18 protein-coding genes are annotated in these 21,541 nt (G+C 60.5%); 10 read left to right on the forward strand and 8 right to left on the reverse strand.

Annotation, left to right across the window (positions count from 1 at the left end):
* Nucleotides 1–12: 12 nt before the first annotated feature.
* The 10 genes from plsY (at nucleotide 13) to XX99_RS00620 (ending at nucleotide 11,798) form a co-directional block, all read left to right on the forward strand.
* Nucleotides 13–669, forward strand: a complete 657-nt coding sequence (gene plsY, locus XX99_RS00575) for a glycerol-3-phosphate 1-O-acyltransferase PlsY (protein WP_050057441.1) — start codon at nucleotides 13–15, stop codon at nucleotides 667–669.
* On the forward strand, nucleotides 666–1,670 hold the full coding sequence (locus tag XX99_RS00580; RefSeq protein WP_050057442.1) for an NAD(P)H-dependent glycerol-3-phosphate dehydrogenase: 1,005 nt from the start codon (nucleotides 666–668) through the stop codon (nucleotides 1,668–1,670). The genes plsY and XX99_RS00580 overlap by 4 nt, the downstream gene beginning before the upstream one ends.
* A gap of 182 nt (nucleotides 1,671–1,852) precedes the next feature.
* Nucleotides 1,853–2,845 carry an HD-GYP domain-containing protein gene (locus XX99_RS00585; protein ID WP_050057443.1) on the forward strand — a complete coding sequence of 331 codons (993 nt, stop codon included), beginning with the start codon at nucleotides 1,853–1,855 and terminating at the stop codon, nucleotides 2,843–2,845.
* 62 nt (nucleotides 2,846–2,907) lie between these two features.
* Nucleotides 2,908–3,873 carry a signal recognition particle-docking protein FtsY gene (ftsY, locus tag XX99_RS00590; RefSeq protein WP_050057444.1) on the forward strand — a complete coding sequence of 322 codons (966 nt, stop codon included), beginning with the start codon at nucleotides 2,908–2,910 and terminating at the stop codon, nucleotides 3,871–3,873.
* A gap of 138 nt (nucleotides 3,874–4,011) precedes the next feature.
* Nucleotides 4,012–5,169, forward strand: a complete 1,158-nt coding sequence (gene ribD / locus XX99_RS00595) for a bifunctional diaminohydroxyphosphoribosylaminopyrimidine deaminase/5-amino-6-(5-phosphoribosylamino)uracil reductase RibD (RefSeq protein ID WP_231581099.1) — start codon at nucleotides 4,012–4,014, stop codon at nucleotides 5,167–5,169.
* Between the two features lie 30 nt (nucleotides 5,170–5,199).
* Nucleotides 5,200–5,853: a riboflavin synthase gene (locus tag XX99_RS00600; protein WP_050057445.1), complete on the forward strand. Its 654-nt coding sequence runs from the start codon at nucleotides 5,200–5,202 to the stop codon at nucleotides 5,851–5,853.
* Nucleotides 5,854–5,978: 125 nt separating this feature from the next.
* Nucleotides 5,979–8,180, forward strand: a complete 2,202-nt coding sequence (locus XX99_RS00605) for a hypothetical protein (protein WP_050057446.1) — start codon at nucleotides 5,979–5,981, stop codon at nucleotides 8,178–8,180.
* A 106-nt stretch (nucleotides 8,181–8,286) separates the two neighbouring features.
* On the forward strand, nucleotides 8,287–8,646 hold the full coding sequence (locus XX99_RS00610; protein ID WP_050057447.1) for a PadR family transcriptional regulator: 360 nt from the start codon (nucleotides 8,287–8,289) through the stop codon (nucleotides 8,644–8,646).
* 9 nt (nucleotides 8,647–8,655) lie between these two features.
* Nucleotides 8,656–11,370, forward strand: coding sequence for an ABC transporter permease (locus XX99_RS00615; RefSeq protein ID WP_050057448.1), 2,715 nt, complete (start codon nucleotides 8,656–8,658; stop codon nucleotides 11,368–11,370).
* A gap of 77 nt (nucleotides 11,371–11,447) precedes the next feature.
* Nucleotides 11,448–11,798: a four helix bundle protein gene (locus tag XX99_RS00620; RefSeq protein ID WP_050057449.1), complete on the forward strand. Its 351-nt coding sequence runs from the start codon at nucleotides 11,448–11,450 to the stop codon at nucleotides 11,796–11,798.
* A 152-nt stretch (nucleotides 11,799–11,950) separates the two neighbouring features.
* On the opposite strand, the gene XX99_RS00625 is transcribed toward XX99_RS00620, so the two are convergent.
* The 8 genes from XX99_RS00625 to leuC form a co-directional block, all read right to left on the reverse strand.
* Complete coding sequence (locus XX99_RS00625; protein WP_050057450.1) at nucleotides 11,951–13,420, reverse strand: ATP-binding protein; 1,470 nt, start codon at nucleotides 13,418–13,420, stop codon at nucleotides 11,951–11,953.
* A gap of 90 nt (nucleotides 13,421–13,510) precedes the next feature.
* Nucleotides 13,511–13,999 carry a DUF4174 domain-containing protein gene (locus XX99_RS00630; RefSeq protein WP_050057451.1) on the reverse strand — a complete coding sequence of 163 codons (489 nt, stop codon included), beginning with the start codon at nucleotides 13,997–13,999 and terminating at the stop codon, nucleotides 13,511–13,513.
* Nucleotides 14,000–14,066: 67 nt separating this feature from the next.
* Entirely contained in the window at nucleotides 14,067–15,107 is a 1,041-nt protein-coding gene (ilvC, locus tag XX99_RS00635) for a ketol-acid reductoisomerase (RefSeq protein WP_050057452.1), read from the reverse strand.
* A gap of 74 nt (nucleotides 15,108–15,181) precedes the next feature.
* A complete protein-coding gene (gene ilvN, locus XX99_RS00640; RefSeq protein WP_050057453.1) occupies nucleotides 15,182–15,763 on the reverse strand; it encodes an acetolactate synthase small subunit in 582 nt (193 codons plus the stop codon).
* A gap of 151 nt (nucleotides 15,764–15,914) precedes the next feature.
* Entirely contained in the window at nucleotides 15,915–17,666 is a 1,752-nt protein-coding gene (gene ilvB, locus XX99_RS00645; protein ID WP_050057454.1) for a biosynthetic-type acetolactate synthase large subunit, read from the reverse strand.
* A gap of 96 nt (nucleotides 17,667–17,762) precedes the next feature.
* Nucleotides 17,763–19,451, reverse strand: a complete 1,689-nt coding sequence (gene ilvD / locus XX99_RS00650; protein WP_050057455.1) for a dihydroxy-acid dehydratase — start codon at nucleotides 19,449–19,451, stop codon at nucleotides 17,763–17,765.
* Nucleotides 19,448–20,074 carry a 3-isopropylmalate dehydratase small subunit gene (leuD, locus tag XX99_RS00655; RefSeq protein WP_050057456.1) on the reverse strand — a complete coding sequence of 209 codons (627 nt, stop codon included), beginning with the start codon at nucleotides 20,072–20,074 and terminating at the stop codon, nucleotides 19,448–19,450. Before leuD ends, ilvD begins: the two co-directional genes overlap by 4 nt.
* The gene (gene leuC, locus XX99_RS00660; RefSeq protein WP_050057457.1) at nucleotides 20,074–21,525 is read right to left on the reverse strand and encodes a 3-isopropylmalate dehydratase large subunit; all 1,452 of its coding nucleotides are present in this window, start codon (nucleotides 21,523–21,525) and stop codon (nucleotides 20,074–20,076) included. Before leuC ends, leuD begins: the two co-directional genes overlap by 1 nt.
* Nucleotides 21,526–21,541 lie beyond the last annotated feature (16 nt).

The raw sequence follows: 21,541 nt of genomic DNA on the forward strand, positions 1-21,541 counted from the left end.
ACTCATAAGTCGATGCACGCATTTCCTTATTTGCTGGTCAGTCTCGCTGCTTATCTGCTGGGTTCTATTCCCTTCGGCTACATCCTGGTGCGCCTTTTTCTTAAAGAGGACATCCGCTCGAAGGGCAGCGGCAACATTGGCGCTACGAATGTGATCCGGTCGGGGTCGAAGGGGCTGGGGGCGCTGACCTTTCTTCTCGATGCCTGCAAGGGCTATGTGGCCGTGATGCTGGCCGGCCGCATTGCTTCGATGGCTGGACTGGCGCCGGTGAATTATCAGAACGCCGCAGCACTGGCTGCTCTCTTTGCCATCCTGGGACATATCTACACGGTGTGGCTGCGCTTCAAAGGCGGCAAGGGCGTTGCTACGGCTCTGGGAGTTTTTCTGGCGCTCGCCGTATGGCCTGCGCTTGCTGGACTGGGTGTCTTCATCGTCGTTGTCGTTCTTACCCGCTATGTTTCACTGGGTTCTATTCTGGCGGCGGTCGTCTTTCCGATCTTCGCCTTGATTCTGCCTCATGCTCCGCGAACGGCGTTACTGACGGCGGTCATCTTTCTCGTGCCGGCGATCGTGATCGCCAAGCATCACCAGAACATTGCGCGGCTGCTGCAGGGGAAAGAGAATCGCTTCGGTAAATCGGCGAGCAAGTCAGGAGCTACCGCAGCATGAGCCGCATCACCGTACTGGGTGGCGGAGCCTGGGGCACCGCCATTGCGCTCAGCCTCGCGCGCCGCGGCGGACACGAGCTGACTCTCTGGACGCGGTCGGAGGAAGTGGCCGCGGCTATTCATGCCGCTCGCGAGAATACGGGATTTCTGCCGGGGTTCGCTATCCCCGAGAGCGTTGCGGTTACAACCGATCCCGAACTAGCCATCGTTCCCGCAGAGATCGTCGTGAGCGTGATGCCGTCGCACCATGTTCGAGCCTCGTATCAGGGCTTTGCGCCCTACCTGCGTGCGGAACAGGTTCTGGTGAGCGCAACCAAGGGTATCGAAGACGGCAGCTATCTCCGCGTGAGCCAGATTATTGGCGAAGTGCTGGCGCAGCACAAACTCGATCTGCCTGTCGCCGTGCTTAGCGGACCTTCCTTTGCTCAGGAGGTAGCGGCTGGTTCGCCTACGGCGGTGGCAATTGCCTGCGCCGATCAGGCGGTTGCGACGCGCATCCAGCGTGAGTTTTCGAGCGGCACCCTGCGCCTCTATACCAACGACGACGTCATCGGCGTAGAGCTGGGTGGGGCATTGAAGAATGTGATCGCGATTGCTGCCGGGGTAGTCTCCGGTTTAGGACTGGGCCATAACAGCATGGCGGCGCTGGTGACCCGCGGCATCGCCGAAGTGACGCGGCTGGCGACGGCCTGCGGCGGCCGGCGGGAGACGCTATCCGGACTGTCCGGACTAGGCGATCTGGTGCTGACCTGTACCGGCGCGCTTTCGCGCAATCGCTGGGTGGGCGTGGAACTGGGCCAGGGGAAATCGCTGCCGGCTATCCTTGAGGCTTTGCAGGGCAAGGTAGCGGAGGGGGTTCGAACCACGACGGCAGCGCTGGGATTGGCTCAGAAGCATGGGGTAGAGTTGCCCATCGCCGATCAGGTGGCTGCGATCCTCCAGGGAAAGAGCCCGGTAGAGGCGATGCAGCAGCTTATGGTGCGTCCCGGCCGCGACGAATAAACCCTCGAAAACAGGCCTTCGCCGGAGATAAGCGGCACATTTAAAAACAAATGACACGAAAATGGACACTCAGAGCCATCGACGGTTCCTCTTTTGTTCTGCCACTTTTGGGGTAGCATCTTTCGTCTGAAAACGAAGTACACTGAGCCCTACGGATATCCCCTGCCGTTCATCTCCATCGGATGACAGCTTCGCACCCATTTCGCTGGCGTGTTCTCGGATCGTCCTTTCTGGTCCTGGGCAGCGTCTGTTTTGGCGTTCTCCTGCTGGATCACGTGGCCGCTCGCTTGGAGTGGAACCACTGGCTCCCGATTGCCCTGGGGCTGATTCTCTCCGCTATCGTCAGCATGGTTGTCACCATGCGCATTACCTGGCAGAGCCGGGAGCTGGCCACCTCGATTGCGCAGCTTTCGCTGCACCATGCCGAGCGCCAGGCCGAGGCGTTGCGCGGCACGACCTATGCCGAAACGGCGCTGGAATGGAACAAGGCCCTGCGTACCCTTCAGGATTCCTTTCTCGACCGGCAAACCGAAGCTCGCAAAAACTATTCGGCGCTGGTGGAGTTGATGAGCATGGTGGCCAAGGCCATCGATGAACGCGCGACCTATCTTCGCGGCCACTCCGAGCGGGTTGCAACCTATGCGGCGGAGATTGCACGCGAGATGCAGCTGGAGTCTCCGGATGTCGAGAGGATCCGGCTGGCGGCGCTGGTTCACGATATCGGGAACCTGGGCGTGGAAGACTCGATCTTCATTAAGAATCTGCCGTTGACGACCGAAGAGTTCGAGATTGTCAAGGCGCACACCGTCAAGGGCGCTTCGATTCTCCGTCCCATCGAAGCGCTTCACGATCTGATCCCGGGCATCGAGCTGCACCACGAGTCGCTCGACGGCAGCGGCTATCCCTACGGGCTGCGCGGCGAGGAGATTCCGGTGATGGCGCGCATCATCGCCGTGGCCGACAGCTTCGACGCCATGACCTCGGCTCGTCCCTATCAATCGGCCATGGATCCCAGCTACGTTCTTGAAGTTCTGGAGCGGCTGGCCGGCACGCGTTACGACGCGGTTGCCGTGCAGGCGCTAGCTACGCTGGTCAAGCGCGGAACCATCGTCGTCAAGAATCTGCGGGCGCCTGTCTCTTTCCAGCGCCGGCGTCTTGCCTCTGAACTGGTCTGAACCTTTTCCCTACTGCCTGCGGTAGTAAACTCGAGTAAGACAACCAGAGGAACTCGCAGGCAATGATTCAGACCCTGTTCGGCAGCCTGAAAGACGAAGAAGAACCGCCGAAAAAAAGCTTTCTTGATCGTATGAAGCAGGCGGTCTCGCGCACCCGCGAGAGCCTGGAAGACCGCATTGAAGGGGTGCTGTCGCTGACCCGCACGGTCGACGAATCGGCTCTCGAAGATCTGGAGATGTCGCTTATTGCCTCCGATATCGGAGTGACGACGGCGACGGAAATCCTGGAGGCCTTGCGGGATCGGGCGAAACGCCAGCAGATCAAAGACGGGGCCGAGTTGAAGCAGCTTCTCAAGGAGCAGCTCAAGGCTATTCTTGACGAACAAAATCGTCCAGCGCGTACGGTGGCGAAGCCTCCCGAGGTGATCCTCATGGTGGGGGTGAACGGTACCGGGAAGACCACCACCAGCGGGAAGCTGGCCGCGTATTATCGCGCCCAGGGAAGAAGCGTTCTGCTTTGCGCCGCGGATACATTTCGGGCCGCTGCGATCGAGCAGCTCGAAGTCTGGAGCGAGCGCAGCGGCGTGGAGCTGATCAAGTCGCGCCAGGGCGGAGATCCCTCGGCCGTTCTCTACGATGCGTTGCAGGCAGCGACGGCGAGATCCCGAGATTTTCTGATTGTCGACACCGCCGGCCGTCTGCACACCAAGAACAACCTGATGGCAGAGCTGGACAAGATGCGCAGGACCACGCAAAGGCTAATTCCTGACGCGCCCCATGAGGTGCTGCTGGTGATGGATGCCACTACCGGCCAGAACGGTCTGCAGCAGGCGCGGCTCTTTACCGAGTCGGCCGGCGTGACCGGCATCGTCTTGACTAAGCTGGATGGAACGGCCAAGGGCGGCATCGCCATTGCCATTGCCCGCGAACTCAAGCTGCCGGTTCGCTACATTGGAGTAGGCGAGAAGATCGACGACCTGCTGCCATTCGACAGCGACGCATTCGTCGATTCGCTGCTCGAGCGCTAAGAACATAAAACAGGTAACCTTCGCGGCGGAGTCGTCATCAAAGCGGCGAGTGCAGTGGATGTATCGGGCCCGAATAACTGACTAAATTTACGATACGGCTCGCTGCCTAATTTTTTCGCGGGCTGGTAAGGAACGTAAGTGCAAGAACAAGTTGTTTCACCGCCGCAACGCATTTCTCAGGCTGCCGACGAACGCTGGATGAAACAGGCTCTCGACCTGGCGCGAAGATCGATCGGCCTGGCCTCTCCCAATCCCGTTGTCGGATGCGTCCTGGTGAAAGACGACCGGGTCGTCGGTGAAGGCTTCCATGAGTACGACCGTAAGGATCATGCGGAGATTGTGGCGCTGAAGCAGGCGGGTGAAAATGCCCGCGGCGCGACCGCCTATGTGACGCTCGAGCCGTGCGCGCATACCGGCCGCACTGGTCCCTGCGCCAACGCCCTGATTCAGGCTGAGGTGGGCCGGGTGGTGGTGGCCACGGGTGATCCCAATCCGCTGGTCAACGGTCAGGGCTCGGAACGAATCAGGAACGCGGGCATCCCCGTCGATGTTGGCATCTGCCAGAATGAGGCGCGTGAATTGAACGATGGCTTCGCCCGGCACATCCGGACAGGCATGCCATTTGTCACGCTTAAGGCGGGTGTGTCTCTCGACGGGCGAATCGCGCCAGCGCCGGGCAAGCATGCAGCAGACCGGGTAGCTGCACCTGTCATGCTTACTGGCGAAGAGTCTCGCTCCGATGTCCAGCGTCTGCGCCATGCGTCGGACGCGATTATCACCGGCATCAACACTGCGCTGAACGATAATCCGCAGCTTACCGATCGCAGCGGTTTGCCCCGGCGGCGTCCGCTGCTGCGAGTGATTCTCGATTCCGCGTTGCGTCTGCGCCTTGACTCCAAGCTGGTGAGAACTGCGCAGGACGATCTGCTGGTGTTCTGCACGACTCCCAAGTACGAACGGCAAAAGGCGCTCGAAGCGCTGGGGGTTCGCATAGAAGTGGTCCATGGCTGGCTGGGGGCATCGCGCGTATCGATGAGCCAGGTGCTTACCCGATTGGGTCAGCTGGGCATCGCCAATGCATTGATCGAGGGCGGTTCTCAGGTGAACGCGGTGGCCCTGGGACAAAATCTGGTCGACAAGCTGGTTCTCTATTACGCGCCGATCTTTCTAGGGTCGACGGCGGTTCCTCTACTCGGCAGCCTTGAGGAGTGGAAGTGGCCGGTGACGCGCACCACGGTGCAGCAGTTCGGCCGCGATGTCCGCATCGAAAGCTATCTCCGCGATCCCTGGGCGTAGCGGATTCTGGCGGCCCGCTAAAATAGAAGCATGTTTACTGGACTGATCGAGACAACGGGAACCATTCTGGGGATCGAAGAACGCCCCGGCGCGAGCCGTATCACTGTGGAGGCTCCCGGGCTCGCGGACCGGCTGAAGACCGGCGACAGCATCGCCGTCAGCGGAGTATGCCTGACCGCTCTGGATATCGAAGCTCCCATCTTCCACGCTGATCTGGCTGCGGAAACAATGGCTCGCACTTCGCTGACCGCGCTCCAGCCCGGCACCAAGGTCAATCTCGAGCTGCCCACCCCGGCCGGCGCGCCGCTGGGCGGTCACATCGTTCAGGGCCATGTCGACACGACGGGCAAGATGCTTAGGCTTGAGCCGATGACTCCGAATGCCGAACAGACGGACTGGTGGCTGGAGATCGAGGTGCCGGAATCCATTCGTCCCTTCATGGTCGAAAAGGGCTCGGTGGCGATCGAAGGGATCAGCCTGACCATCGCTCGATGGGATGGCAAGAAGCTGGGTGTCGCGGTGATCCCACATACCTACGCTGCGACCAATCTCCATACGTTGAAGCCGGGCAGTCCGGTCAATCTCGAAGCCGATGTGCTCATCAAGCACGCAGCGCAGCAGCGGCAGCATCCGGAAGCGGCATTCGAGCTCACGCTCGATTACCTGGTGGCCAACGGCTACTAGGTTCGCGGACAACAGCGCTCCCGAGTCCTTTATTTTCTTGACAGAAGCAGCCGGCTGCATTTTCCTCCAATAACGTGTGGACGTCCGGCCTCTCTCCCGGCGTACCGCATCTTGGGGAGATACCTATGCGGGTTCGCCGTGACGTACTTGGAGCATTGCTGCTGGCTGTATCTTTCGTCTTGCGTGCCGGTGCGCAGGTAGCGCTCGATGCCCCATATCCGGCGAGCTTGAAGGGCGGCGCAGGTTCGGAAGAGTTCAAGCTATCCTATTCCGGCCGCGGCTCAGCTCCCCTTAAATTGAAGGCCGGTCCCTTCCTCGATCCCGTCACGCACACAATTTTGCCACCGCCGAAGGTGAGCTTTGTCCTCGAGGCGGGCGGCGCGCCGCTGCCTGCCCGGCTGAGTGCGAATGCGCCAATCGATGTTGTCGCGCAGATCAGCGGCTTTGCGGGCGCAAGCGTTGCACAGGCCAGCCTGTACAACGGAAACAATGTGGTGGGCGTACTGAAGCTGGTGGAAGCCGATGCGCCGCTGAATATAACGATCGATAGCGATCGCGGCTCCGACAAGCCGATGGACAGCGTTCGCGGTTCGCCGGTGCAGATCACGCTGAAGAACGGGGACGCTGAAACCTACGTTCTGAATTGGAGTTTTCGCGTCGATGCGTTCGAGCCGCAGACGGGGACGATCACTCTTCCCGCGAGCCAGACGGAGACGATCCACATTCAGCCTCCCTCGGATGCCTATTCGATCGTCGATTTCGTCCATCCCACGAATAAGACCGGCATCCTGGAGCTAAGTCTTGCGGCAGGAGACCATACCAATGCGGTGCTCCTGCCGGAGCGCAGCCTGCCGATTCGTTTATCCATGATGCGGCAGGGCTCGGCGTGGACCTCGATTCTGCGCTATGGGTACGTGGCCGTACTTCTTTTCCTGGGAGGCCTCTTGTCGGTTATAGGAACCGGCATCCTGCCCAAGCTTCTGAAGAAGATCGATCTGCGCAACCAGATCGACGAGCTGGCCGACCGCACCAGCAGCGTCAGCACACGGGTCGACTCCTACCTGCGAGTCTTGCTGCGCCTGGAGCGCAAGAAGATAGAGATTCTCTACCAGGGGATCAGTGCGATCGCGCCTCCCGATTCGATCACGCAGATAGCGGCGGCAATCGACCGGCTGGGCAAGCGGCTCGCGGCCGCGGAACATTTAGACGAGCTGCGCCGGAGGTTCGAGGAGGCGACAACGACGGCTCCGCCCTCGGTGACCGAGCAGATCGATCTGAAGCTGCAATCGGCCGCGGAGCATCTTCACGCCTTCGCTTTGCCGGACGAAGACTTGAAGAGCGCCGATGATTTTATGAGTGAGGCTGAAGACTGCCTGGCGATGCTGGGCGATTCCGCAAAACTGGCGGCGCAGGTGGCAGCCAGCTTCGCCGGCCTCAAGCTGCGGCTGGTTTCTTTTCCTGCGAGCTACTACGCGGACCTGATGGCGGCTCTGCCCGGACTTTTCGACATTCTTCAGAGGCCTTTCGACGATCCCAAACAGATTGCTCCCCGCATGCTGTTTGCCATCGATCATGGCGTGGCTGCGATGCAGATCGCGTTGGACTATGCGATGGTGCGCGCGAGCGTAGCCTCGGCCAACACCATGAATTGCGACGAACCGGGAAGAGATGCCAATGCGCGGCTCACCGCTCACGAATGCCAGCTGGTCGAGCTGCTGGGAACCTTGTGCTGGCGCTCGTTGCGCACGGCCAGCAATCTGGTTCAACAGATGCGTGAGGATGTCTACGAACAGGATGTGCTGGACGAAATCGACCGTCCGCGACAGGCGGAGATTGTCTTCGATACCCAGAAGGCGCGGCCGTATCTGCCGGTTTACTTCTCCATCGCCTTCAAAGACCGGCGCTTCGATGGCGCCGCTGCGATCCGGCAGCTGGTAAGCCGATGGGACTTTCCCAACGACCTGCACGAGGATGGCTGGAAGGTCTGCCATTTTTTCCAGGGCGATGAGTCGGATCCTCAGCAGTACGGAAAGGTCGACATCAAAGTCGTTATCCAGGGCCAGCACGGAACCGAACCGGGAAAGATCCTGGAGAGCAAGCTTCATATCCAATCGCGCGTACGCAAGACCGGACATGCGCGCTTCCGCGTCGAAATCATGCAATTCTTCATCGCCTTCGGAGTCGCCCTAGCGGGATTGCTCTCCGGGGCGCTGGAGCAGCTCACGAAGCTGGACTTCGTACCGGCGACGGTAGCCATCGTGGCGTTGGGCTTCGGCGCGGATTCGGTCAAGAATCTGCTCACGCAAAATCCGAAGAACAAGGGTTAGGGTGCAGCGTTTAGGGGATAGGTTTCGAAAAGACCTTTCTCTAGCCGCCCGCAGCGGCCAAGCTATGTAGACGTTCTACCTCCTTAGGGTGTAGGATCTCTACACCATGGCAAAGGAAGTCTATCAAAATCGCATTGAGCTGCTGCAGGGCACGCTGGACCTGTTGATCCTTGAAACCCTGCGCTGGGGTGCGCAGCACGGTTATGGCATAAGTCATGCGATCCGCGCGCGCTCTGGCGAAGTCTTACAGGTAGAAACGGGCTCGCTGTATCCGGCGCTGCACCGGCTGGAACGGCAGAAGTGGATCGCCAGCCAGTGGCGGCTCACCGAGCAGAATCAGCGGGCCAAGTTTTATGAGTTGACCACGGCGGGCAAAGAGCAGCTGGTGCGCGACCGGTCAAAGTGGGAGGCGATGGTCCAGGCCATTGCCGGAGTGCTTGGCCCGGTCCCAGAACCCGAAGCCTAAGGAGAATCCATGAGCGTCTGGCAATGGCTGTTTCGTTCGGAAGATCGGAAGTCCGATCTCGATGCCGAGATCGAGGCGCATCTCGCTCTCGCCGCTGCCGACCGGCGCGAGAGAGGGATGGGACGGGACCGCGCCCATGCCGAAGCTCAGCGTGAATTCGGCAATGTGGCGCTGGTCAAAGACGTCACGCGGGAGGCGTGGGGTTGGGTGTGGCTGGAACGCCTGCTGCAGGATGCGAAATACGCGCTGCGTCAGATACGCCGCTCGCCAGGCTTCGCGGCTGCGGTCATCGGCACGCTGGCGTTGGGCATTGCTGCGACCGCTGCGATGTTTACGGTTGTCGATGGTGTCTTGTTGAGCCACCTGCCCTACAAGCATGCCGACCGGTTGGTTCAAATCGGCGAAGGTCAGACGGTTGAGGGCGGCGATTATCTTTACGTACCTTACCTCGATATCGAAGCCTGGCGAGAGCAGCTGCACAGCTTTGAGGCGATCGCATTCGATGGTGGAGGGTTCGATGGGCGCAATTTTCTGCAGGGAAACGGCACGGCCGTACAGATAGGCTTCACCCGGATCAGTGCGAATCTTTTTTCTACTCTCGGAGTGTCGCCGCAACTTGGGCCTGGATTACCGAACAAGCCCGAAGGTTTTGCAAAAACGAGCGATGCCCAGGAGGTGGTGCTCAGCGATTCCGCCTGGAGAACGGTCTTCGGGGGCGACCGCAATATCGTAGGCAAGACGGTACATATCAACGACGAGCCATATACGGTCGTTGGAGTGATGCCGCGGGGATTTTTCTTTCCCGACCGGTCGGATGATCCACAAGTCTGGGGTCCCATCGTGATGGGCGACAAGGATCAGGGGCACACCGGCGACTCTCCCGGTTACGGCGTGATCGGGAGGCTGAAGCCAGGTGTGACCAGAGCCTCCGCGCTCGCGGAATTGAAGACCGTTCAGGCACATGTAGCCATGGGCTATGTCGATCCGGAATGGCGCAAGCATGCGCTGCAAGTGAATCTAAGAAAGTATTCGGGCGAGCAGGTTAGGACGGACCAACGGCATGCTCTGCTGGCGCTGACGGCGGCCTCCAGTTTGCTGTGGCTGATTGCCTGCGTCAATGCGACGAATCTGTTGCTGGCGCGGGGTTCGGCGCGCCAGCGGGAGATCGCCATGCGCGGCGCTCTCGGCGCCAGCCGGCGAAGGCTGATGCAACAGCTGACTATCGAGGGGCTGGTGTTAAGCATCAGCGCCACGGTGTTGGGAATTGGCCTGGCGGTGGGTGCGATCTCGATTTTCCATCGTGCGCTGAAGCAGGTATTGCCGTCTCCAGTGCCGTCCTGGCCAAGTGTAACTGTGCTGGTTGCATTATCGGGACTTACCATCCTTTCGGCTGTCCTATCGTCGGCGTGGCCATCCTGGATGGCAGCGCGTTTGCCGATTGAGCCGGTCCTGCGCCAAGGCGGGCAGCAGAGTGGCGTGAGCCGCGCACAGCATCGGCTGCGCGGCGGCCTGGTGATCGCCGAGATCGCGATGTCGCTGGCGCTGCTGGCGTCATGCGGATTGTTGCTGCGCACCATCTACGCCTTGCATCACGTGCCGCTGGGATTTCGCACCGACCACATCATCGTGGCCAACCTCGAGATCCCAACCTATCGCTTTGCCAAAACCAACGCCACGGCCACGATCTATCAACCGCTGCTGGAGAGGGTGCAGCACCTGCCGGGAGTGGATGCTGCCGGTCTGATGACCGATGTTCCGCTCGGTCACACCTTCTCGATGCGGCTGATGCTGTCTCAGAAAAGCACGAAGGCGGACCAGAAGAGCAACGCGGTGGTCGCAGAGTTCAAGGCCGCCAGTCCGAGCCTGCAGCGGGTCTTCGGCTTTCCGATGTTCAAGGGGCGCTACTTCAATGCCCAGGACACCTCATCAGCCGATCCGGTTGTCGTGGTGAACCGGGCGTTCGCTCACGCCTTCATGCCGGACGAACAGGACGCAGGCAAGATCATCGGAAAAGACATACTCCAACTGTCGAAGGACGGTCCGCAAAAGAACAAGCAGGCCAGGGTCATCGGTGTGCTCGGCGATTTTCAACAGAGCGCAGTCGGCACTCCCTCGAGGCCGGAGATCCAGGTCAGCTTGCCTCAGATAACTTCGGACAGCGGCTTCTATACGGTGCTTGAGGGCATCGCCATGGATCTCGCTGTACGCACGCAGCGGCCGCCGTCGGAGGTGATCCCCGAACTGCGCGCGGCGCTCAAGCAGGCGAGTCCCGAGCTGGCCGGATCGAACTTCACGACGATGGACCAGATCGTCGAGGACTCTTATGGGAGCCAGATGCTGGCCGCTCGTTTGCTCGAGATTTTTGCCGGCTCGGCGCTGCTGTTGTGTGTCGCCGGGCTCTATGGACTACTGGCGTATGTGGTGAGCCAGCGTACTCGCGAGATGGGCGTGCGCTTCGCTCTGGGCGCGGCTCGCGGCGATGTGATGGGGCTGGTGATGCGGCAGGCCGGCGTGCTGGTCGTCGCGGGAGTATCCCTCGGATTAGTGCTGGCGTTTCTCTCCGGAAAGCTGGTGCGCAATTTTCTCTACGGCGTCTCGCCGCATGATGGATGGACCTTGGCTACGGTAGCAATTGTGCTCATGCTCGCGGGAGCGCTGGCCGCTTATCTCCCGGCGCTGCGCGCGGCACGCGTCGATCCTGTTGAGGCGCTGCGCACAGAGTGACTTTAGGGTGTAGGGGTTAGGGTTTAGGGTGTAGAAAATCTTCCCTTGGGGATAGAGGCTGCTGTAGAACGACTTCCATGATTGAGTCTTATCGGGAGCTTCATGTCTGGCAGCGCTCTGTCGAGCTTAGTGTCGCGCTTTATCGGTTGACAGCGAATTTTCCGCGCGAGGAAATCTATGGACTGACGAATCAGCTTCGCCGCGCTAGTGTTTCTATTGCCAGCAACATCGCGGAAGGGTATGGGCGCGGCTCGAGGGGCGAGTACAAGCAGTTCCTGGCCATGGCTAGAGGCTCAAACTTCGAAGTGCAAACACAGCTGGTTATAGTGAGAGAGCTTCAATATACCGGCGTCGAATCCATCGACAAGGTGGAAGGCCTATCTATCGAGGTAGGAAAGATGCTCACCGTCATCCTGAAGAAGCTGTGAGCACTGAAGAAGCCGTAAGCGGTGAAGAAGGTGTGAGCGGTGAACGAAGGTGTGAGCGGTGAACGAAGGTGTGAGCGGTGAACGAGAGTGACCGCTCACACGAATGGAAAGGCGAAATCTACGCCCTGTTCCCTACACCCTATCTACTACCTTTAATACGCTTGCAGCTGCTCCATCGGCAGCCGGATCTGGAAGCAGGTGGCTCCTGGCTCCGACGTTACGCTTACGTAGCCGCTGTGTCTGCGCACTACGCGCTGCACGGTGTCGAGTCCCAGGCCGAGGCCGCTGCCTGGCGCTTTGGTGGTGAAGAATGGCTCGAAGATGCGGTTCTTGATTTCCGATGGGATGCCGGGCCCATCGTCCCATACTTCGATCAGAATCATCTCGCCGGAAACCTGTACGGCAAGCGTGATCTTCCCGCGATCCTGGATGGCGTCGAGAGCGTTTTCCAGCAGCGCTGTCCATACCTGGTTCAGTTCGCTGCCGTAAGCTGCGATGAGCGGAAGATCTTCAGCATAGCGGCGCTCGACCTCCACGTTCGCCAGCCGCGACTGCAGCATGGTCAGTGTATTTTCGAGACCCTGCCGCACATCAACTTCTTGAATAGGGGCCTGGTCCAGATACGAGTAGTCCTTGATGGCGCGGATCAGGTCGAAGATGCGGGCGGTCGAATCGAGCATGGCTTCGGCGATGCGCTCGGCGCGCACCGAAGAGGCAAATTGCCCGAGCACGATGGAGAGAGAGTCAGCGTTGAGGAATTCGCCCAGCGGATTGAGCTGTTCGGCTGTAACTCCCAGCTCGGCGAGCTCGGGGGCGATCCTCCACGTCTCGCTCACGCCGCGACCTTTCAGCCACGCCTGCAGATTGTCTTCAAGGCCTACGGAGTGGGCAACGTCAGCCCGTGTGTTCTTGGCCAGCTCCTGGATGGAATCCTGCCACTTGCGCACCTGCGTGAGATGAGCCGCATCGAGACAGAGGCTGCCAAGCTTGAACTTCTCATGACCGTAAACACGCAGTTCATCGAGCAGGCCGGAGGCGGCACGCTGTGCGGCCGAGGCTGGGTTGTTCATCTCGTGAGCGAGATTCCCCGCCAGCTTGCCCAATGCGTTAAGTTTTTCTGTCTGCTGCTCGAGGCGTGTTACTTCGCGCACGCGATCGAGCAGGACGGAGACGCAGCGCTGCGTCATTGACGGGACAGCCTGCATCATCTCTGCGAAACTGGAGCGCGGATAGTCCAAGGCCCAGATGTCGACGACGACATAGCCGTGGCCGCCGTAGGTCTTCATGCGCGAGAAGGGGAGCAGTCCGGTGATCTGGCCGGTGCGTCCAATGAACAAGGCTGCCGGGCCGCCGCGTTCGCGGCGAACGTGGATCTCGCCGCGCAGAACGATGCTCATCATGTCCGCGTTGTCACCTTCGTGAAAGAGGGTTGTCCCGGCGGGGATGAGGCGCTCCTCGCCATGTTTGGCGAGCCACTCGTATTCGGAATCTTCCATGCCCTGCAGGGGGCCGACGCGCTTCAGCGCCTCGATCAATTCGCAGAGTGGAGTAGGAGACGCGGGAACGAAAGCGCTGCGAGGATCAGCCGGTTCCAGCGCGGGTGTGGTGCTGGCGGTGGTCATAGATCAGCCTCTCTTTGATGGTAAATGATGCACGATGCGGCATGTCCGAAGATTGCTTTTTTACCGCCACGACTCCAACCTGCCCGTACGCTAGTTGGCATGAGGACGTTCCTGCTCGACTTTGCGCTCGGGCATGATATCAATCAGCGCGTTAAGACGGCTGGCATCGACAGGGCGCTCGCTGCGCAGCTTTATGCTGCCGTCTTCACCCAGCAAGAGCACCAGGAAGCGATCCTCGGGGATGTGGAAGCGCTCTCGTATCGTTTTTCTTTCCTGCTCGCCGAGCACCACGTACGGAGTATCCAACGGCGTGCGGTAGTTCTTGCTGCCGGAGACGATCGGCGTCAGCATGACGAAGCGGTCCATCATGTCGTCGGCCGCAGCATCGAGAATCGCGCCTTGCTCGACGAGTCGCGGGTCATCTGCCCGGGGGCTGAAGACGAGAAGCGGGCGATAGCAATGGCGCATCGCGGCTAGCGATGGAGGCCGGACCTGGCAACGCGAGCCGGCCTGTCCAAAAGCCGGGCAGGCAAGCAATGCAGCGAGGATTGCAGTCAGGATACGCGGAGCGGCTGCCATATTTCCGGCTGAGATGCGGGGCCGCGGCGGGGGAGTCCGCGGCCAGTCGCATCCGATACGAGCGGTGTTATGCGGTGACAGCTTCTGGGGCCTGCGGCGCATTGTCCTTGACGGTGACCGGATCGAGGAAGGGCATGGCGGCTCGCAGCTTGCTGCCTACTTCTTCGATGGGATGCTTGGCTTCGATCTTGCGCGTTTCGTCGAAGTGCTTGCGACCGGTCTTGTTCTCTTCGATCCACTTCTTGGCGAAGGTGCCGTTCTGGATTTCGGTGAGCAGCTTCTTCATCTCAGCGCGTGTTTCGTCGGTGACGATGCGCGGGCCGGCGGTGTAGTCGCCGTACTCAGCCGTGTCGGAGATGGAGTAGCGCATGTAGGCCAGGCCGCCGCGATACATGAGATCGACGATGAGCTTGAGCTCGTGCAGGCACTCGAAGTAAGCAACCTCCGGTTGATAGCCAGCGTTCACCAGGGTTTCGAAGCCAGCCTTGACCAGCGCAGAAGCGCCGCCGCAGAGTACCGCTTGCTCGCCGAAGAGATCGGTCTCGGTCTCTTCGGTAAAGGTGGTTTCAATCACGCCTGCGCGGGTGCAGCCGATGCCCTTGGCATAGGAGAGAGCAAGCTCGAGAGCCTTGCCCGACGCGTCCTGATGAACGGCGACAAGGCCGGGTACGCCTCCGCCTTCGGTGAAGACCTCGCGCACGCGATGGCCGGGAGCCTTGGGCGCGACAAGCGAAACATCGATGTCCTTGGGAGGATCGATGGTGCCGAAGCGGATGTTGAAGCCGTGCGCGAACATCAGCGTCTTGCCGGGCTTGAGGTGCGCCGCGATATCGTTTTTGTAGGTGTCACCCTGCGAGTGGTCGGGGGTCAGGATCATGATGACATCGCCCCACGCCGCAGCGTCGCTCACGGTGTTGACTTCGAGGCCGGCCTTCTTGGCCTTGTCGATGGACTTGCTGGTCGCGGGCAATCCGATGCGCACTTCGACGCCGGAGTCCTTGAGGTTCAGCGCGTGCGCGTGACCCTGCGAGCCATAGCCGATGATGGCGACTTTCTTCTTCTGGATGAGGGAGAGGTCCGCGTCCTGATCGTGATATGTCTTAGCCATTCTTGATTCCTCTTGTCTTCTTTCGTTGTGTAATTTGGCGTTAGGGGTAATTGTTATCCCGAGCGATGCCGGAATTATTGGGGCAAATCGGCTTCTTCCTCGGCAATCTCTTCTTCCGGAAGCTCTTCCGCTTCCGTGGTGGGAGCGCGCATGGCATCGAGCACGCGGCTGGTGTGCTGTCCGCGCCGCATGACCATGCGTCCTGTCCGTGAGACCTCTAAAATTCGATCTTCGCTCTCGTTCAGAACTTGAATCAGTCCTTCGATCTTGCTCTCGACGCCGGTGATCTCGATCATCAGCGATTCGGGCGCGAGGTCGACGATGCGCGCGCGAAAGACTTCGGCCAGCTCGAAGATGTGCGAGCGAGTCTTGGGCGTAGCCGCGACCTTGATGAGCGCGAGTTCGCGAACGACGCAGGACGCGAGGCCCACGTTGTCTACCTGCAGAATGTTTTCGAGCTTATAGAGGCTCGCCATAATGCGATGTCCCGCGGTCGGGGAGGCGTCGGAGACGATCGTCATGCGCGAGACGCCGGGTTTCTCCGAGCGTCCGACGGTGAGCGAGACGATGTTCACGTTCAGCCTGCGGAAGAGCGAGGCAACGCGGGTAAGAACTCCGGGCTTGTCTTCTACCAGTGCGACAAATGTGTGCAGCATGCGGTTACAAATCTTTCCTGGGTCTGGTGATTGAGGCCGTTGTCCTGAGCGAGGTGAAGAATCCGGGCGTAGCAGCGAAGAAATATTGCCGGGATTCTTCCTCTCTTTGGTCGTCAGAATGACGTGTCTCTTGCGATAACTTCGTTTCGTTCTATACGTCTTGCGCTGTTTCGATCAGCGGATTATTGCCGGGCCTGCGAATCATTTCATGCAGCGCCGAGCCGGCGGGAATCATAGGGTAGACCGAGTCTTCCTTCTCGACCAGAAAGTTGATGAGGAACGGACCCTTACGTTCTCGCGCGGCCTTGACCGCTGCGACTCCCTCGGCGCGGGTGCGAACTGTTGCGCCGGGAATGCCGTGAGCCTCGGCCAGCTTGACGAAATCGGGGCTGAGGATGGGCGACGACTCGTAGTTCTTGTCGTAGAAAAATTCCTGCCACTGCCGCACCATGCCGAGATATCCGTTGTTCACGATCGCGATATTGATGTCGATGTTTTCCTGAGCAATCGTGGATAGCTCGCAGGCGGTCATCTGGAAGCCGCCATCGCCGGCGATGACCCACACCTCTTTCTCGGGACATGCGACCTTTGCACCGATGCCGGAGGGCAGAGCGAAGCCCATCGTGCCGAGGCCGCCAGAGGTGATGAGCGAACGCGGCTCCTCGTGCTTGTAATACTGGGCTTCCCACATCTGATGCTGGCCCACGTCGGTGGCGACGATGGCCTTGCCGCCGGTGGCGTGCCACAGGTCATGCATGACGTGCGCTGCGTAAAGGTGGCCGGTGTCGGGCAGGTTCTGAATATCCCGCACGGCGCACTCGCCCTTCATCGCATTTACTTCGCGCGGCCACGCAGATTCGCCGGAGATGGGAGCGAGATGCGGCAGCAGAACTTCAAGCATCTCGGCGAGGTCGCCGATTAGAGCGACGTCGACCTTCACGTTCTTGTTGATCTCCGCCGGATCGATCTCGATGTGAATCTTCTTGGCATTCGGCGCATAGGTGGTAAGAGTCCCGGTCACGCGGTCGTCAAAGCGCATGCCGCAGGCGATGAGCAAGTCCGATTGCTGAATGGCGTGGTTCACCCACGCTTCACCGTGCATGCCCATCATGCCGAGCTGCAAGGGATGCGTTGCGGGCATGCCACCCAGACCGAGAAGCGTTGTGGCGATGGGAATTTGCAGGCGCTCAGCGAGAGCCAACACCTGTTCGCGCGCGTTGGACTGGATGACGCCGTGCCCTGCGAGAATGACCGGCCGCTTCGCAGCGCGGATCAGTTCAGCGGATTTGAGGATGGACTCGCTCTCCGAGCGCAGCATGGGATGCGGCCGGTAGGGCGCCGGCGCTGCTGCGGCGAAGTCGAAGGATGCCGCGCCCTGCTGCGCATCCTTGGTGATGTCGACGAGCACCGGACCGGGACGGCCCGACACGGCCACGCGAAGAGCCTCGCGGATCGCAGGCGCAACGTCCTCGGCGCGCGTGACCACGTAGTTGTGTTTGGTGATGGGCAGAGTGATGCCGGTGATATCGACTTCCTGAAATGCATCGGAGCCGAGCGCCTTGCTCGAAACCTGGCCGGTGATGCAAAGCATCGGAATGGAATCCATCATGGCGGTGGCGATGCCGGTGACGAGATTCGTTGCGCCAGGCCCGGAGGTCGCGATGGCCACGCCTACTTTGCCTGAGGCGCGCGCGTAGCCATCGGCCATGTGAGCGGCGCCCTGCTCATGGCGAACGAGAATGTGGCGGATGGGGAACTTGCGCAGCGCATCGTAGGCAGGCAGGATGGCTCCGCCGGGATAGCCGAAGACTTCGCGAATGCCTTCGCCTTCAAGCGTTGCCCAGAGTATCTCGGCGCCGGTCAAGCGTGCGGTCGTGCTCTTCGATTCGTCTGTCTTATCCATCTCGTGCCTCCTTTTGCGTTCCCAGTTCTTTGCTTTGGGTCTCCAGTCGAAAGACGGGTCGGCTGACGAGCGGAGACGAACTACTGGCAACTGGTGCTACTGAGTGACGGCGCCTTGCGATGCCGACGAAACCGTGTTGATGTACTTGCGGAAGACTCCGCGGTTGAACTTCGGCGCGGGTTTCTGCCACGTCTTCATGCGTGCTGCCAGCTCGTTGTCGGCAACTTCGACGGACAGCTTGCGGTTGGGAATATCGAAGTGGATGATGTCGCCTTCGCGCACCGCGGCGATGGGGCCGCCGTCGGCTGCTTCCGGCGCTACGTGGCCGGCCATGAGGCCGCGCGTGGCTCCGGAGAAGCGTCCATCGGTGAGCAGAGCGACGGTATCGCTGAGCTCGGGGATGCCGGCGACGGCGGCAGTGACCTGCAGCATCTCGCGCATGCCCGGGCCGCCCTTGGGGCCTTCATAGCGAATTACGATGACATCGTTCGGCTTGATCTGGCTCGATTCAACGGCATGAAATGCATCCTGCTCGGTGTCGAAGACACGAGCGGGGCCGCGATGATCGAGGCGCTTGTGTCCGGCAACCTTGATCACGCAGCCTTCAGGCGCGAGATTGCCCTTGAGGATGACGAGCCCGCCAGTCGGCTTGATGGCATCGTTGAGCGCGTGAATGACCTGCTGCCCTGCCGTTTCTGTGGCATCAGCGGATTCTTCATTCAAGGTCTTGCCGGTGACGTTGATGGCCGAGCCATCGATGAGGCCGGCTTCAATCAGACGTTTGGCCAGCAGGCGGCTGCCGCCGGCGGCATGATAATCCGCGGCAACGTAATTGCCGCCGGGCTTCAGGTCGCACAACAGCGGAGTCTTCGAGCTGATGCGGTCAAAATCATCGATCGAGAGCGGAATTCCCATCTCGTGAGCGATGGCCAGGAAGTGCAACACGGCGTTCGTCGATCCGCCGGACGCAGCGACGCTGGCGATGGCGTTCTCGATGGCTCGCGGCGTGATGATCTTGCTGGGGCGCAGATCGTTCTTTGCCAGCTCCATGACCAGACGGCCGGCCTCGCGCGAGGCAGCAAGTTTTTCGGGGAGGAAGGCAGGCACGCCGGACAATCCGATGGGCGAGATGCCGAGGAATTCGCAGGCCATGGCCATGGTGTTCGCGGTGAACTGGCCGCCGCATGCGCCTGCGCCAGGACAGGCCGCGGCTTCAACCGCTTCGAGACCGGCGTCGTCGATCCTGCCGGCGGCGTGAGAGCCGATGGCTTCGAAGACGTCCTGAATGGTGATGTCTTTGCCATTCAAGTGGCCGGGCTTGATCGATCCGCCGTAGAGCATGAGCGAGGGAATGTCGAGGCGGGCGAGCGCCATCACGGTGCCGGGCATATTTTTGTCGCAGCCGGCGATGGCGACGAGGCCATCGAAGAGATTGCCGCGCGCGACCAGCTCGACGGAGTCGGCGATAACCTCACGGCTGACGAGTGAGGCCTTCATGCCTTCGGTGCCCATGGTGATGCCGTCGGAGATGGTGATGGTGTTGAACTCCATCGGAGTGCCGCCGGCCTCGCGGATGCCCTGCTTCACGGCTTCGGCGATCTGGCGAAGATGGAAGTTACATGGGCCGATTTCGGTCCATGTATTGGCGATGCCGATGATCGGCTTGTGCAGATCTTCCTTCGTAAAGCCTATGCCGCGGAAGTAGGAGCGTGCCGCCGCGCGGTTCGGTCCCTCGGTCAAAGGGATGCTGTACTTCTTCGGATTATGCGTGCCGTTGCTGCTCATGCGTGCGCCGTCTCTCCTGCTTGTGCTTCCGCTTTAGGGGCCAACCAGAAGTCGGCGTTATGTTTTTGTTCAAACTTGTCGAGCGCGTCTGCGTGGCGCAGGGTGAGGCCGATGTCGTCGAGCCCTTCGAGCAGGCAATAGCGGCGGAAGGGATCGATGGTGAAGGATGCGGAGAATCCCTCGTCATCTTTTACGGTCTGGTCTTCGAGGGAGACGGTCAGCCTGTAATGCGGCGTCGACGCTGCACGGTTGAGGAGCAGCTGAACCTCGTCTTCCGGCAGCGTGACGAGAAGAATTCCATTTTTTCCGGCGTTCGAGAAGAAGATATCGGCGAAGCTCGATGAGATCACGCAGCGGAATCCGTAATCGGAAAGCGCCCACGCCGCGTGTTCGCGCGACGATCCGCAGCCGAAGTTCTTTGCTGCAACAAGAACCTGCGCGCCCTTGTAGCGCGGGTCGTTCAGCTCAAAGCTCGCATCCTTGCGCCAGTCGAAAAAGAGGAAGTCTCCATAGCCGGTGCGCTCAATGCGTTTAAGAAATTGCTTGGGAATGATCTGATCCGTATCGACGTTGACACGGTCGAGCGGCATCACCTTCGAGGTCAGTGTGCGAAATGCCTGCATTAAACCAATACCTCTGCCTTCTTGAATTCCCCACTTGGCTTCTTGAATTCCCAGGTGCGCACATCGGTGAAGCGGCCGGTGATGGCGGCCGCAGCGGCCATCATGGGGCTTACCAGATGCGTGCGTCCGCCTTGTCCCTGGCGGCCTTCGAAGTTGCGATTGCTGGTGGAGGCGCAGCGTTCGCCGGGCTGCAGGATGTCAGGGTTCATGCCCAGGCACATGGAGCAGCCGGGCTCGCGCCACTCGAATCCTGCTTCGCGAAAGATATGGTCGAGTCCTTCGCGCTCGGCTTGTGCTTTTACCTGCTGCGAGCCAGGCACGACCATAGCGCTGACGCTGGCGTGCACATGATGACCGGCGGCGACCTTGGCCGCGGCGCGTAGATCTTCAATGCGCGAGTTGGTGCAGGAGCCGATGAATACGCGGTCGATGGTGATCTCTTCGATTGGAGTACCGGCCTTCAGGTCCATGTATTCGAGTGCGCGCTCAAAGCCGCGGCGATCGGAGTCGGACTGGGTCGCGGCAGGATCGGGAACGGCATCCGTGACCGCGATTACCATGCCCGGGTTTGTGCCCCAGGTTACGTAAGGAGCCAGCTCGATGGCGGGAATGATGAGCTCGCGATCATATTTCGCGCCGGCATCTGAGGCGAGCTGCTTCCATTCACTGACGGCCTTATCCCAATCCGCGCCCTGCGGTGCAAACTTGCGGCCCTTGAGATAGGCAAAGGTTGTTTCATCGGGAGCAATCATGCCGGCGCGCGCGCCTGCCTCGATGCTCATGTTGCAGACCGTCATGCGGCCTTCCATCGAGAGCGAGCGAATGGCTGAGCCAGCATATTCGATGACGTAGCCGGTGGCTCCATCGGAGCCGATGCGGCCGATGATGCCGAGGGCTACATCCTTCGCAGTGACGCCGTCGGGCAGCTCGCCTTCGACCGCGATGCGGAAGGTCCTGGCCTTCGACTGCGGCAGGCACTGCGTGGCCATCACGTGTTCCACTTCCGATGTGCCAATGCCAAACGCCAGCGCCCCGAAGGCTCCGTGCGTGGAGGTGTGCGAATCGCCGCAGACGATGGTCATGCCGGGCTTGGTCAATCCGAGTTCCGGACCGATGACGTGCACGATGCCCTGCTGCGGAGACTGCACGTCGTAGAGCTCCACACCGAAGTCCGCGCAGTTCTTGCGCAGCGTATCGATCTGCTTGGCGGCAATGGCGTCGGCGATGATCAGCCGGTCTTTCGTGGTGGGAACATTGTGGTCGACCGTCGCTACAGTGCGATCGGGGCGGCGCAGCTTGCGGCCGGCCAGACGCAAACCTTCGAAGGCCTGCGGTGAAGTGACTTCGTGAACGAGATGCAGGTCGATGTAAAGCAGGGCCGGCTCGTTCGCCGGTTCGGCGACGAGGTGCGACTCCCAGACTTTCTCGAATAATGTTTTTGGTGCGGACATATTTGTAACTCCAACT

Origin of the sequence: Silvibacterium bohemicum, assembly GCF_001006305.1 — a bacterium.
GTDB lineage: Bacteria > Acidobacteriota > Terriglobia > Terriglobales > Acidobacteriaceae > Silvibacterium > Silvibacterium bohemicum.